At 64.5% G+C, this 15,609-nt stretch carries 6 protein-coding genes; all 6 read left to right on the top strand.

Annotated elements, in window-relative coordinates:
• Positions 1-2: 2 nt before the first annotated feature.
• Positions 3-3,035 (top strand): AAA family ATPase, encoded by a 3,033-nt coding sequence (locus ASD84_RS04480; RefSeq protein ID WP_056707039.1) that lies wholly within the window; start codon positions 3-5, stop codon positions 3,033-3,035.
• Between the two features lie 297 nt (positions 3,036-3,332).
• On the top strand, positions 3,333-5,198 hold the full coding sequence (locus ASD84_RS25415; protein ID WP_200954422.1) for an HNH endonuclease: 1,866 nt from the start codon (positions 3,333-3,335) through the stop codon (positions 5,196-5,198).
• Positions 5,195-7,408: an SIR2 family NAD-dependent protein deacylase gene (locus ASD84_RS24655; RefSeq protein ID WP_082573150.1), complete on the top strand. Its 2,214-nt coding sequence runs from the start codon at positions 5,195-5,197 to the stop codon at positions 7,406-7,408. Before ASD84_RS25415 ends, ASD84_RS24655 begins: the two co-directional genes overlap by 4 nt.
• 9 nt (positions 7,409-7,417) lie before the next feature.
• Positions 7,418-7,735, top strand: coding sequence for a hypothetical protein (locus ASD84_RS04450; protein WP_056707029.1), 318 nt, complete (start codon positions 7,418-7,420; stop codon positions 7,733-7,735).
• Positions 7,736-7,847: 112 nt separating this feature from the next.
• On the top strand, positions 7,848-12,014 hold the full coding sequence (pglW, locus tag ASD84_RS04445) for a BREX system serine/threonine kinase PglW (RefSeq protein WP_056707027.1): 4,167 nt from the start codon (positions 7,848-7,850) through the stop codon (positions 12,012-12,014).
• Complete coding sequence (pglX, locus tag ASD84_RS04440) at positions 12,011-15,604, top strand: BREX-2 system adenine-specific DNA-methyltransferase PglX (protein WP_056707025.1); 3,594 nt, start codon at positions 12,011-12,013, stop codon at positions 15,602-15,604. The genes pglW and pglX overlap by 4 nt, the downstream gene beginning before the upstream one ends.
• Positions 15,605-15,609: the final 5 nt, after the last annotated feature.

Raw genomic sequence — 15,609 nt, 5'->3', positions numbered from 1 at the left:
CCGTGAAGCTTCGCGAAGTGCGCGCCACCGCGTTCGGCCCGTTCCGTAACAAGGTGCTGACCCTGACACCTGGCATGAATGTCGTGCATGGCCCGAACGAGGCCGGCAAGTCGTCGTGGTTCGCAGCGACGTACGCCGGGTTGGCGGGTCGGCGCCGGGTCAAGGGACGGGGCACGGCCGTTCAGGCCGAGTTCGCCAAGCGGCACAAGCCGTGGTCGGGATCGCAGTGGAGCGCCGGCGTGACCATCGCCCTCGACGACGGACTGGTCCTGGCGATCGAGCACGACCTGCGCAAGGGCGAGTCCCGAATCGTTGACTCCGAGTCCGGACAACCGATTGCGGTGTCTGCCTTGGAGAGCCGCTTGGGAGTTGACCTGGTCAACGACGGCACCCTGGACGGCAGCCGACTGCTCGGCCTGAACCGGGATTCGGTCCGGGCCACCATCTTCAGCGGCCAGGCAGACATGTTGCGGGTCCTCAGCGACGCCAAGGAACTTCAGGAGTTCATCGAGCGGGCCGCGACCACGGACGTTGCGGACTCGACTGCCGAGGGAGCGCTCGGCTGGCTGGCGTCCCTGCGATCCGAACTGGTCGGCGTCGAACACATCGGCAACAAGCCGTTGCGAGCGCGGACCGCCGAGCAGTTGCGCACGCGACAGGTGAGCAGTGAACGCCGCGACGCACTCACCGAGCTCATCGGGACCATCGACAACCAACGTGCTATCTCCGGTCTGATGGCGCAGGCGAAAGTCGAAGTTGACCGGGCTGATCTCTACGACCGCTGGGTCGAGTGGAGATCGGACAGTGAACGCCTGAACAAGGCGACGGAGCTGTCAGAGCAGATCGCTGCGCTCGGTGCGGATGCCGCAGTCGTCGACGAGGACCGGATCCAGGAAGCGACCATGATCCTCGGTGCCTACGATGCCGGTGCGGAGCCAGCGCCGTTGGCCGATGGCCCCACCGCGGCGGCGCTCGAGGCCGACCTCGCTGCACTTCCTTTGACGCCAGAGGGTGATGTCGAACCGCGGCCCGAAATTCTGGCTGCCCGTCAGGCTTATCAAGACGCGTCGACGGCGCTGCAGACGCATGCCGCGACGGCCCCGGAAGCGACGGCCGGCGCCGCGACGACCGACTTCTCGGCCGAAGACCTTCGCTCGATGGCGACGTTGCTCGAAGCCAAGCCCCCGGCCGTCGATCCGGCCCGCCGAGACGAAGTTGCCGTTCTGATCGCGCAGGCGGATGAGGCCGGAAAGGCTTACCAGGCGGGCCAGGCTGCGTACGGGGCGGCGATCGGCCGCAATGAACAGCGTCGCCTCGAGCACATGCAGGCGACCGAAGAGTTCGCGCGCCAGTCGCAACTGTTCGACAAGGCGAACGCCGACCGCACGGCCGCGGCGGCCTCGGCGCAGAACGAGGGAGCGGCCAAGCGGCGCCGTGCCGGCCTGGTCCTCGGAGTCGGCATTGCGCTGGTTGTCCTGGGCGGTGTCCTCGCCGCTGCGGTGATGCCTGCGCTTGGCACCATCGCCGTGGTTGGCCTTGCCGTGCTGATCGTGGGAACGGTGATCCGGCTGTCCGGTTCGGGCCAGACCGTCCCCGCAAACCAGGCACCCTTGGCACCGCCGCGATCACCTGACGTACCGCAGATGGAACAGGTGGTTGCCCCCGTGGCACCGCCGGTCGACCCCCGCATCCAGGACCTGCAGGTCGCCCTTCGCAGTGATGAATCGGCCACCGAGACGCACCTGGCCAAGGTGGCGTCGATCCGTTCGTTGCTGAGCGACCAAGGCATCGCGGATGATCCGGTCGTGTTGCGTGCCCATGCGCGCGCTCAGGACGACGCAGGAGCGGCGAGCGAACGCCAGCAGGCTCACTCACGTCTGACACAGGACTTCGCCCGCAAGCAGGAAACGGCAGGTCTCGAACTTGCCAGGGTGCTGCGCGACGTGGGTGCCGTGACTGACGGGCCTATCGATGGTCCGGCACTGTTGGCCGCAGTCGACAGCTACGTCGAAAGCTGTCGTCTGAATGCCGAGGTTGCTGCACAGGCGGGTCGCCGCGCCGATCTGACGTCAGCGCTCGAGCAACGCAGGCTCGTCGAGGATGCCCATGCCCGGTCGGTCGCCGACCGGGCATCGCAGGGTGCCGCAGTGATCGACTTCGTACGTCGTCACGTCGGTAGCGGGGACAACGAGACCGTGACAGTCCCCATGGCTGTTGAGGAGGTGCGTCACTGGCTGTCAGGACAGCAGGCTGGGCGAACCTCGCAGGGAGCGCGCGCCGAACTCGTTGCCCGACTTGATCAGTTGCTCGAGGGCGGTGATCTGGAGGTTCAGCGTCAGGCATTGTCAGAGCGCGCTGCGACGCTGGGGCCCGAGCCCGTCGACCCACCTGCAGACCTGGACGCATTCCGTGACCAGGTCACCGCGCGACACGGTGAGATCACCGCCCGCGAGGCCGCGTTGGGAGGTCAGCGCGACCACCTTTCGCAAGGGCTGAAGTCCGTGGCGGAAGCGGTAGAAACCGAAGCAAGCGCCGACCGGGCGCTCGCCGAGGTGCAGACGCTTCGTGACTGCATCAATGCGGCCACCGAACAGCTCCAGCTCGCCAAGGATCGGGCTCACGCCAACATTGCACCGGCGCTGGAGGCGAAGATCCGTCCTTGGCTCCCGAAGATCACCGACGGGCGCTACCTCGATGTCGTGGTCGACCCTTCCGACCTGACGATCAAGGTCACCGAGGCAACAGGTGCAGCCCGCGAGGCCCGGCTGCTGTCGCAGGGCACGATGGAGCAGATCTTCCTGATCCTGCGGATCGCCCTGTCCCAGGTCCTCTCGGGCGACGGGGAGTCAGCGCCCTTCGTGCTCGACGACGTCACCGTGCAGTCGGACGCGGACCGGACGATCGCGATCCTGCAGATGCTGCACGCCCTGAGCCGGACGCATCAGGTGGTGCTGTTCACACAGGAGGCGGAAGTCGTCGACTGGGCCCGCGCGAATCTTGGTGATGGGGAATGGGATTCGCTCGTCGCCTTGTAGCTGGCCGCTTCGACGTTGGATCTCGCAGGGGCCAGGCGTCGCGGCGATTGGTGACGATCGGTCAGGTCAGGACGCCAAGTTCCTGGATGTTGAGTCCGAGGCCCAGGAGGTCGCGGTGGAGAGGTCGGTACTACGGCGCGCTCGCCACGGTGCTGAGCGACAAGGTGCCCGCTGCGCTGGGCAACGCACTCGCCAGGACGGTCGCTGACATCGAAGGGTTGTCGTCGGCTCAATGATGTCTAGCCTGACCGGTAACCCGGCGCCGCGAGTGGGACAGTCGACCCCGAGGAGGACCCAGTGAATGACGTGCCGAACGAGTCTGAACGCGGACCTAACGACAAGGAGTCGGTGGACGACGAGTACCCCGGTGATGTCGAAGACCAGATCGAAGAATTCCTCGGCAAGGTATTCCGCGACGGTGCCGTTCCCGTGTTGCCTACATTCCTTGGGGAGGAGTGGACGGTCGTTTTTGACGCCGTCCGCGCGCTCCTCGAAGCCTTCACGGACACGATGGTGCTGGAAGTGACCCTCCCGGATGGAACAGAGGTTTACGCTCAGTTCGCCTACGAGGGCGACGACATCGCAGCCGAGATGGTCAGCAACGAGTTCCTCGAAGGGAACAACCTTGCGGCTGATCGCGTGAGTCTGATGGTTGATCTGGGCTGGAGCACGCCACACCCTGACGTCAGCCCCAACTTCTCCCGCGTTTTCGTTGACCCGAACCTTGATCACGTGGCGTGGCAAACGCTGCAGACGCTCCATGACGTCTACGACGCCGTCCCAGAGGACCAATGGGCCGTCATTCCGGCTGACCTGGCCGAGACACTCGACCCCGAGATGGTCACCTACGTTGGACATGCCGACGACAGTCCCATGGAGGTTGGCGATGTGGCCCAGCCGCAGGAACAGCCCCCATGGCACAAAATGCTGTTGCCGTTCGAGGATCCGGCCGACTTCCTGGGCGCTGAATCGAGCTCGCCCGATTCGGCTGACGACGCCCCCCTCGTGCCAGTCACCAATGATGGCGCCCCATCGGTCGAGTTCAACGACGTGCAGCTTTCGGCGATGTTCAAGATGCCGAAGGCAGTCACGATCATGGGACGTTCGTCCTCCGTTACGAACTCGTTCGTGAACTCGCTCATCCCGGTCATAGTGCCTACAGCCGAAGAGTTGAGGAAGGCGCTGGCCATCCTCGGCATGTCTGCCGGAGTGGAGTGCGTGTATTGCGGCGATACGTGGACCGAGTGGGATCACCTGCGCCCCATCGTGGTCGATCAGGCCCCGACCGGGTACATCTCCGAAATACACAACTTGGTCCCAGCTTGCGGCAAATGCAACCAGTCCAAAGGAAACCGCTACTGGCGCACCTGGATGTTCGGGCCCGCCAAGTTGTCACCCAAAACCAGGGACATCGCAGACATCGAAGCCCGGGCAACGAGGCTGGAAGCCTACGAACAGTGGAAGGAGCCGACGAAGGTCGACTTCGCACAACTTGTCGGCGAGGCGCAATGGGCGTCCTACTGGGGGCTATGGAAGGGCTTGCTGCAGCAGATGCAGGAGGCGACCGTTCGGGCCCGCGAGATCAAGAACCTGATCGCGAAATCCCAATCCTCCGGTCCCGCGGATCCAATTGCTCTAGGTGGCGAACGGATGGTGGCGCCATCCATGTCAACCACCGCCACCCCGAGCGGCGGTTGGTTCGTTTCCGGTCCTGACGGCACCGTCGGGCCGTTTCGGAAGAACAGAACGGTTCTCGAGGCGGTCCGCGCCCTGGTCGCAACCGGCTATGATCCCGCGCGGCTTGTTCCTCTACTGGGCAAGGGCAACTTCCGCCCAATCGACGGGGTCGTGTCCGGAGACGAGTTGTGGGACCGGTTCGCAGCGCTCTACGGCAAGGAAGACAAGCACCGCAAACTCTGGTTCGTCGATGCACCCGTACACCGAGGCGGAACCACGTGGATTTTGGCCAACAACGTGTGGGGACCAAAAACACGCGAACAACTCAAGATCATCGTGACCCGCGGTCAAGGCTCAGTGACGATCGTGACGCCGACCGGCGGACAGATCCGACGCATCGATAACACCAGCGGCATGCGCGTGCTTCCCGAGGGTTCCGGTAGGCGCTCAAGCATTTCGCCACCACTTGACTGGAGATCCGAATGACTTTCGACCTCGGTGACGTCGGCATCCTGATCCTGGATGCTGTTGCTGTTCTGCACCGACGTGGTCACGAGAGGTTGCGCATTCTGCCTGGCATGTCGGGGTCCGGAATGTACTGGCGAACGTCCGTGTCGTCGGTTGAGAACTTCACAGAGGACGACGGCTACCTTCAGCTCCGCGACTTCGAGCAAGCGTTTTTCTACACGACCGGCAATGAGTTCGAGGTTGCTGATTCGGTGGTGGATCGCGAGACGACGGCCGAACAGCTGGCCGACCGGATTCTTGCTGTCATCCCCGACGACGGCCAGGGCGCTGACGCCGATTATGTGCGTTGGTACGCCTCGTTGTTGGAACTCGTCCATCGCGATCGGGCACTACCGATCGCGTACGCCGACTACTTCGAACCGGAGGAGGGCTGGGAGATCGGCTGGGGGAGCGGCGTCCGTCTCCCGGGACCACCCCAGCCTGTTCCGGTCACAGCGCCATTCGCTTCATCGGGTGCCGCAGAAAGCCCCGGCCATGTGTTCGTAGTACTGGGTCGGATCGAGTCCGTGGTACACGACGTGGCCATCATCTCTACCTCCGATGCCTTCAAGATCCGCCCCTATTGGCGCACGCTCCTCGGTGGCAGCGAGGTCGAAGGGCACCGCCCAGAGAGGCTTGCGAACGACGGCTACGGTCCCAGTCCTGCCGACTCCCGCTACTGGTTCGTCAGCGTGGGGGCAGAGAAGGGCAGCCGTCTCGAAGAGATTCACCAGCGACTGTCTTCGGCGATCGGTGAGATCGCCGACCTGGGTTACAGGCCCGGCGCCAACCGAGCGAAAGTGCTGGTCGCAGTCCCTGTCATCGGCATCGCGGGCGGTGGGCTGGGAGAGCGTCGCGGCGAGGTGATCCGCAGGCAGCTCGAGGTCTGCGCTCAACTGGCTGCTCGCCACCGGATCGACATAGCCATCGTGACGCCCAGCCGTGCGGTGCACGGCGCTGCCCAATATCTCCGGTCGAAGTTGCGCACGCCCGCGGGTTGGGACCTTTCAGAACCACTTCAACTTCAAGCGAAGCGGATCGGAGGGCTGGCCCAGAGCGGTGAACTGGCCCTCTTCCTCGGCGCCGGCGTGAGCCTGCCCGCAGGTCTGCCGACGTGGGACGACCTTATCGGGCGCCTCTCCGGTGGGAAGCTCGGCAGCAAGGAGTCGGACTTGTCTGCGCTCGACCAGGCGCAACTGCTGGAACTCCGGGCCGAGCCGGGCGAGCTGGGCAAGCGAGTTGCCAAGATCGCGTCGGAGGCACTGCGTCCCAGCCTGGGACACGCGCTTCTGGCCAGCCTAGGGGCCAGCGAGGTTGTCACGACCAACTATGACCGCCTGTTCGAGACCGCCGTCGCAGCTGCGGCCGATGAGCACGAGGACGCGATTGCGATCCTGCCCTGGGGGACGATCAAGCCGGACAGGCCATGGATCCTCAAGATGCACGGCGACATCGAGCACCCGGACAAGATCGTGCTCACCCGACGCCACTTCGTGCAGTTCGATGCGCAGACACGTCCGGCTGGAGCCCTCCTTCAATCACTGTTGATGACTCGCCATCTGCTGGTCGTCGGCGTTTCGCTGAACGACGACAACGTCGTACGCCTTGCCCATGAAGTGCAGGCCTACCGGGAGTCACACGGACTGGGGGGGAACCTTCGGCACCCTGCTCGATCTCAACGCCGATCCGCTGCGCGAAGAACTCTGGAGTGGCCAACTCGATTGGGTGACGCTGCCCGGCAAGACCGTTGTGGAGAGTGCGCGGATGCTCGAGATCTTCCTCGACGCCGTTGCCGCGGCAGCGAGTTCCAACACGTCCTGGCTTCTCGACGAGCGGTTCGACGACCTGCTCGAGACCGCCAACAGTCGCAGGCGCGCCCGACTGGCTCGAGAGCTGTACGCCGAGCTCCGGCCCGACTCGAAGACGTGGGCGCCGTTGCGGGACCTGCTAGTCGAACTCGGAGCCGAGTCGGGACAGTGAATGGCGTCTCGCTGGCCATCGACGCCGGCGGACCTGGATGGCTGAATCTGGTCGCTCTCGTGCTGTGCTGGGACGCGATCAAGTTCGTGCTCCTTGCGCTGCTGGTGGCAGTGAGGTTCGTGGTCGCGGTGTGTCAGCGAGTCTTCGGTCGGCAGGCGAACCATGGAGCCGCGACGGCGCACGTCGGACCTCCTGCGTCGGTTTCGTAGGATCGCCGGGTGACCGACGACCTTTCCCTCTTCGGGGATGAGCCCAGCGACGCTGCTGTGCCGTCGCTTCCACAGTCGGCACCGATAGCCGATTGGCAACGCGATCTCATTCGGAAGGCACTCGACGCTCGTGGGCTGATCGGCATGGACGAGCGACAGAAGGCGGTTGTGGAAGCGGCAGGTCGGCCTCTGGCATCTCTGCGGGATCTCACCCATGACGAGGCGATCGCCTTGCTCTCACGTCTTGGCCCGTCGACGCGTACCGGCGATCACTCGGCGTCTTCGTGGGATTCGCGCGAGGAGGACACCTGGATCGACCGCCTCTGAGCTGACGCTATGACTCACTTCGCCCCATTGCGTCGGTCGTCTGTGGAAACATGAGCCACGTCCGTCACAGCGTGGTCCGTCGGGGCCATTGAGCATCGAGCGCAAGGAACCCATGAAGCCTGATTCCCCCAACTGGATCGTCATGGGTCCGCCCGCGACGCCAGCGGAGGAGGCGGCGCTCGACGCGTTCCGTGAGCTCCTTCCGGAGGACGGCATCACGACGGCGTGGGTCAACCTGACCTTCATCGACAACAACGGTCGCTCTGGGGAGATCGACGTCCTGCTGCTCACCCGATCGGGTCTGTACGTCGTCGAGCTCAAGGGTTGGCACGGCCGGATCCATGGCAACACCCAGCGGTGGTTCCACAACATTCGGAACGTCGAGAACCCGTGGCTCGCAACCGACCGGAAGGCCAAGCGCCTGGCCGAGCTCCTCAAGGACGTTGCTCCGAACGAGCAGGCTCGCAAGGTTGTTCCATTCCTCCAGTCCAAGGTCGTACTCCACGGCCACGGCAGCACTGTCGAGCTCGACGAGCGAGCCACCCTCGGCGTCCTCGCAATGGACAAGTTCGAGGTCAAGGCCAAGCCTCAGCTCACCAAGGTCAGCGCCTTCCTGAGCGAGCTCCCCAGCAACCCGCATCACGTCGTCGACTATCAGCGCGCCAAGGCGATCCGCGCACTCTGCGGCAAGGCCGGCTTCAGGGCAGCACCAAAGACGCGGATGGTGGGCGACTACAAGGTCGCCGACTCAACTCCGATCGCCGAGGGCCCTGACTGGCAGGACGTGCTTGTCGACAACCCCCACATCAGCGGTGTGAAGTTGAGACTTAGGCTCCGCGACCTTCCGCCCAAGGCTTCGGCATCCGACCGGCAGCGCATCGAGGACCTTGCGCAGCGCGAGTATCAGCTCACCTACGGCATCCGCCACGACGGCATTGACGTCCCGACTGAGTTCAAGAAGACCGACGACGGCCCTGCTCTCGTCTTTGAGTACGACGACTCCGAGCAGCCGCTCGACGCCTACATCGCCTCGCAGCCCGAACTCTCCTTCGAACAGCGCGTTGCGATGGTCGTCCGACTGGGCGAGACCATCCGGTTCGCCCATCAGCGGCACCTCATCCACCGCGCCCTCGGCCCGCAGCGGATCTGGGTCCGCCAGGCCAGCAGCAAGGACGCGAAGAACGCAGGCCCTCGGCTTTCGATCCGAGACTGGTACTCCGGGCAGAAGGATCGCTCGAGCAACTCCGAGACCCGCTGGACCACCATCAGCGCCGGCGTTACCGACATCCTCGGTGTCGCCGCTCACGAAGACTGGATCTACCTCGCGCCCGAGGCCCGCACCCCATCGGACAACCTTCCGGGCGTCCCACTCGACATCTATGGGTTCGGTGCGGTGGCCCACCTGATTCTCACAGGCCGACCGCCGGCAGAGACTCTTGCTGAGCTCGAGCAGAAGCTAACTCAGGAGAAGGCGCTCGATCCGCGATCCGTCGTTGCCGGTATCCCGGACGGGATCGCCGAGGTGATCGCCCTCATCACTAGCGCATCGGAGACGGAGCGCCCGTCGACCATGGCCGAGGTCCTTGACTACCTCCGCGCTGCCTGGGACGAAGCCCGCCAAGTCGATGAGACTCAGGGGCCGAACGATGTCGAGGATCCCCTTGACGCACAGAGCGGCGACGCAATCGCTGAGCGCTTCCTCGTGTTGGGTCGCCGGGGTGAGGGCTCCAGCGGCATCGCCTTCGCCGTCAACGACATGGACTCCGCAGACTCCGAGCGTGAAGTCATCCTCAAGGTCTCGCGCAACCACTCCGCCGACAAGCGGCTCAAGGCAGAAGCTGAGGTCCTTCGAGCACTCGACCATAGGCGCATCGTGCGCCTCATCGACGGCCCTATTGAGGTCGCTGAACGCCACGCATTGCTGCTGAGCGACGCAGGCAAGGAGACTCTTGCCGTCCGGCTAGCGAAGGAGGGGCGCTCGACTCTCGGCCAGTTGCAGCAGTTCGGTGGCGACTTGCTCGACGCGATGGCCTATCTCGAGACCAAGGGCTTCTTCCACCGCGACGTCAAGCCAGCCAACATAGGCATCATCCCCGATCCCGGCACCCGGAAGCCGTCCCTCGTTCTCTTCGACTTCTCGCTCGCCGATGAGATCGTCGACAACATCGCCTCCGGGACGCCTGGTTACCTCGACCCCTATCTCGGTCGAGGGACCAGGAAGCGATACGACCGCGCCGCCGAGCTGTACGCGGTGTCCGCGACTCTCTTCGAGATGGCGACTGGAGGTCTGCCGTGGTGGGCAAGTGGCGGTCAGCCACTCAATGCGACTGATGCGCCGATTATCGAGCCCACAGCCTTCGAGCCAGCCGTCGCAGCCCAGTTTGCGCAGCTCTTCCGCAAGGCACTTCACCCGGATGCCAAATCCCGGTTCAGCAGCGCCGACGATCTCGCGACGGCGTGGCATGAGGTCTTCGCCACGCTGGATGCGAGCGACGAAACCTCCGAGGCGAACGATGAGCTGGCTGATGCCGCTGAGCTCGACACACCGCTTGAGCGGTCCGGGCTCTCGGCCCGCGCGCGTTCTGCTGCTGCAAGACTCGATGTCGCGACGGTCGGTGGACTTCTTGGTGTTCACCCGACCAAGATCAACTCGATCCGCGGGCTGGGGGAGTCGTACCGCAAGGAGATCCAGGCCCGGATCAAGCAGTGGCGCTCCCGCCTGAGCGTGGCGGCGGAGATCGATGAGGCGGGTACCGCCAAACGCGGTGTCGAGCGAGTTCTCGCCGGGCTTATCGAAACCCTGTCGAGCGCGGACCGGGCGGTGATCGATTCGCTCCTGGGGCTGACCGCCGACGACGCCGAGTCGCAGCCCACATGGCCCGCACCTGCCGAGGTCGCACAGCCGCTCGGCCAGACCCGTGAGCACGTCGTCAGCGTCGTCGATCGTGCAGTCACCAAGTGGGCGACGAGCAAGGAGCTCGCGGGCGTCCACGACGATGCCGTCAACATCCTCGCCAGGCAGGGCAGGGTCATGACGGTCCCCGCGCTCGCGCTCGCGTTGGCTGCTCAGCGTGGCTCGCTGCTCGACGGCGCCGAACGCACTCGTCAGGCCGCTGCCCTGCTCCGCCTCGCCTTCGAGCACGACGCCCGTGAAGCCGAGCCCTCGTTCGACCTGCGTCGCAGCGCCAAGCGCCCCGCTCTGATCGCGCTGCACGAAGGGGCCGACCCGGACGAGAGTGGTCGAGAGTTCCCGCCCGCTGACGTTCTCATCGATGCTGCCGCCGAGCTCGGACGTGCGGCGGACAAACTCGTCGCCGACGACCGCGTCGTGCCCTACGCCGTAGCCGTGCAGGCGCTCAGGGCCGAGGTCGCCGACACGGCCGCCGGACCTGTCATGGCCGACGACCGACGGATGGTCCGTCTTGCCGCCGACGCGAGCGACACGGCAGAGGTCTCGGGGTTCGATGAGCTCTACCCGGCGACCCTGCCGATTCACACGGCAGTCGAGCTCGCACTCAGCGGCAAGCCCGGCCGACAGATCTCGGAGACGGCGGTCCGACGTTCGGTCCAGACCCGCTTCCCGTCCATCGAGCTCCCTGCAAATGGCCACGACCTTGATCCACTCGTCGAAGCAGCCCTTCCGGGCATGGTTCGTCGTGAGCGGATCTACGAGCCCGCCAGCACCCGGCCCACGACGTTCACGGGCACCACAACCACACTTGGCACGATGGTCGTGAGCACTCCGGGCTCCGAAGTTGTTGAACGCCTTCGTGACTCCCTCAGCCGTCACAGTGCGATCACGCTCTGTGTCCCGCCGGCGCGCTACCTGCGCCAAACCGGCGAACTCGCGGAGACCTTCGACGTTGAGGTGCTCGATGTCTCCCAACTCGTCGTCGAGGCGACGAAGGAATTGGCCGCCGAGCATGGCATCGACTGGGGGTTCGTCATCGGCGCCGACGCGACGCGCCGTGAGGGCTCGGACTGGGCCAACCTCACTAGACTTGTGCAGTCGGCCGTCGAGCCGCGGTGGACCGCTGCGCTCGCCATTGATCGCCCGGTACTCCTGATTCACGTGGGCCCGCTCCAGCGGTATGGACTCGGCCACCTCTTGGCCAACCTGCTCGACGTCGGAACGGACCGCCCGGCAGCTCGCTGGCTGCTCGTCGCCATGCAGGCGAACCAAGCCGTGCCCACTCTCGATGCTAAGCCTGTCCCGCTCGGCCCGAGTGGATGGCTCACCCTGCCCTCTGATCTCCCGAAAGAAGTCCACTCCCTGTGATTCAGTCCGCCGCTCTCCTCAAAGACCTCAAGGCGCAGCTCAAGCTGGTCCAGGCCGACCTCCGCGCCCGTGCGGATGACCAGGCTGACCGCTGGGGCGCACGGCTTCATGAGGAGTACGCCGAGGCGCGTAAGCGCGAGCGCACCGGGCATTCCTGGGTCGTGTGGCGCGACAACGAGGTGGACCAGGCCGCCGTCGCGTGGCTCATCGCGACGACCTTCGTCCGCTTCTGCGAGGACAACGACCTCCTCAACGGTGCTCGGATCATCGGTCAGCCGGTGCCCATTGGGTGGATCGCCGGACCGGGTGACCGCACCGCCCGCGCTGAGGAGAACCTCACCGCATACTTCCGCGCAAATCCGACGCACAACCGTCGTGACTGGCTCCGGCAGGCCTTTCGCGTTCTGGCGGCCCAGCCGGCAGGCAAGGCGCTCGTCGACGAACAGCACAACCCGGTCTGGACGGCTGACATCAGCGCCGAGCGCGCGTCAGCCCTTATCGAATTCTGGCGCCAGACCGACGGTAGCGGCGAACTCGTCCGCGACTTCACCGACCCTGACCTGGATACGCGATTCCTCGGCGACCTTTACCAAGACCTGTCCGACCATGCCCGCAAGACCTACGCGCTACTGCAGACGCCCTTCTTTGTCGAAGAGTTTATCCTCGACCAGACCTTGACGCCGGCGCTCGCCGAATTCGGTCTCAACGGCATCAAACTGATTGACCCCACGTGCGGTTCGGGTCACTTCCTACTGGGCGCTTTCCAACGCCTTGTTGATCAGTGGCAGACCGAGGCTCCAGCGCTCGACGCCAAGGAGCGCGTGCGTCGCGCCATGGACTCCATTCACGGCGTCGACCTCAACCCGTTCGCCATCGCCATTGCCCGGTTCCGACTCACTGTCGCCGGCCTACTCGCCACGGGGGAGCGGTCACTCGTCGGAGTGCCGAACCTCGGGTTCCACCTCGCTATCGGCGACTCCCTGCTGGGCGAGTTTGGCGGTGCACCGGAGGCCCTCCAGTTCGAAGGCGAAGGGGCCGCGACCTACTTCTACGACGGCGAGGACCTCAAGGAGTACGCCGGCATCCTTAAGCCCGGGCAGTACCACGTCGTTGTCGGCAACCCTCCGTACATCACGGTCAAGGACAAGGCCCTCAACGCGCTGTATCGCATGTCATACAAGACGGCCGCTGGCAAGTACGCCTTGTCCGCTCCATTCATGGAGCTGTTCTTCCGCCTAGCCGTCAGGGGCGAGCAGGGGCAGGGCGCGGGTTTCGTCGGCCAAATCACCGCCAACTCGTTCATGAAGCGTGAATTCGGAAAGAAGCTGGTTGAGGAATTCTTTGCGGGTCACCATCTGGGAAATCCGGTGGACCTGTCGAGCGTCATCGATACCTCAGGTGCCTACATTCCCGGGCATGGGACGCCGACCGTGATCATTGTTGGGCGACGTCGCCGACCCGTCAGCGACCATGTTCGTGCCGTTCTCGGCGTTCGTGGCGAGCCCGGCCAGCCCAACGACCCGGCATATGGTCTGGTCTGGACGGAGATCGCCGAGCATGCAAACGACCCAGGCTTCGTAGGCACATATGTTTCCGTGGTGGACGCGGAGCGCGCAACATTCGACGTTCACCCGTGGTCGCTCACGGGCGGTGGGGCGGGCGCGGTGATGGATTTGATTAACGGTGAGGCGGTCGCCCGTCTCAGTGATCGCGTATTTCGGATTGGGTTCGGTTGCGTCATCGGCTCCGATGACTCATTCGTGATGCCTCGTTCGTTCTCCGAGCGTCACGGTCTGGGTTCATCCTTCCGAAGGCTCATTGTTGGCGATGAGGTCCGGGACTTCAGCGTTGACGATGACGGCGAGGCCGCCTTCTATCCGTATGACGATGAGCGGGCAATCCGCCGTATCGACTCCGGAAGTCATGAGCTGCGCTGGATGTGGCCGCAACGCGATCGGTTGTGGAGGCGGCCGACGTTCTCGAAGCGCACATATCGTGCGGAAGGTCGGGCGTGGTACGAGTGGCACCAGTTTCCGAAGGACGTTCGCGCACATAAGTATGTGCTTGGTCTGGCTTTTGTCGCGACGCATAATCATTTCACCCTTGATCGTTCTGGCGCGGCTGTCTACAACAAGACGGCACCTATGATCAAGCTCCCGGCAACGGCGACTGATGCAGACCACCTCGGATTGCTTGGCGTGTTAAGCAGCTCAACCGCCTGCTTCTGGCTGAGGAACATGTGCCTTGGGAAGCCACTGCAAGGAGAGGAGTGGCAGCGGCGGTACGAGTTCGACAGCACGAAGCTTTCCCAATTCCCGCTACCGTCAATTCTCCCAGCCGAGCGAGGAGCTCGTCTGGAGTCCCTTGCCCTGGAACTATCGAGCTACTCGCCCAAGAACGTGATTGATACGGCGATTTCAGAAGGCGCTCAGGATCTCCGGGCGCGGCTTAGAGACGCGGAGCGCGCTTGGAACCAGGTTCGTTCGCGACTGGTGTTCGAGCAGGAGGAGCTCGATTGGCAGACCTACGCCTGTTACGGGCTGGTCGATCGCGATCTCACGTACTCCGCGGCGGAGCACGACTCGATCTCGCTGGGGCAGCGGGCCTTCGAAGTCCTAATGGCCCGCGATGTGGCGCGTGGCGGCGAGTCGACCGCATGGTTTGAGCGTCACGGATCGACAGCGATCACTGAGCTTCCTAAGTGGCCCGTCAGCTACCGCGCCGTCGTGGAGGAGCGCATGCGGGTGATCGAAAGCCACCCAATGGTGCGGTTGCTCGAACGGCCCGAGTACAAGCGTCGTTGGATGAGTTCCCCATGGTCAGCGCGTGCCGATGCCGCGCTGCGCTCCGCAATCCTCGACCTGCTGGAACGACCCGCTCTCTGGATTGACACTCACGGTCCGGTCGCCCGATCGGTCGGTGAACTGAGCGATCTGGTGCGAGCGGAACCGACTTTGCCAATGCTGTTGGCGGCATGGACGGGCGATACCGAACCCGACATCGGAGCGACGCTGTCCGCACTGCTTAAGTCTGAGGCGGTGCCGTACTTGGCCCCGCTTCGCCTTACTGAGTCTGGTGTTGAGAAGTTCCGGGCATGGCAGCAGGTTTGGGCCGAGCAGCGGCGCGAGGATGCGGGCGAGTCGCTGGATGTCTCAAGTGCTCCGTTCTACGCGAAGCCAGACTTCCGGTCTGCCGATTACTGGACTTGGCGCGGCAAGTTGGACATGGCCAAGGAGCGCTTCGTTCTGTTCCCTGGCTTGGGTCGCGAGGGGGATAGCTCGGTCGTTCTTGGATGGGCCGGATGGGACCACAAGGAACAGGCCCTTGCGTTGGCCCGCGAGTTCCCGATGCAGGATGCACTCGGGGCCAGTAACGATCTGTTGTCGCAGATGGTGGCTGGGCTCGTCGAGCTTGAGCCGTGGTTGCACCAGTGGCATTCCGAAATGGACGCATCCTTCGGCGTCAGTCCGGCTGAGGCAATCAGCGGTGTGATCGATCAGCAACTCGGTCGGCTTGAAGCAACCCGTGAAGAAGTCACTTCTTGGGAACCGCCGGCGCCGACGCCTGGCCGACGCGCCAAGAACTCGTAGGGAAG

The sequence above is a fragment of the Nocardioides sp. Root682 genome (genome assembly GCF_001427795.1).
Lineage (GTDB): Bacteria > Actinomycetota > Actinomycetes > Propionibacteriales > Nocardioidaceae > Nocardioides.
The sequence above is the reverse complement of the archived record's forward strand: the minus strand, read 5'-3'. Positions and strand labels throughout refer to the sequence as shown.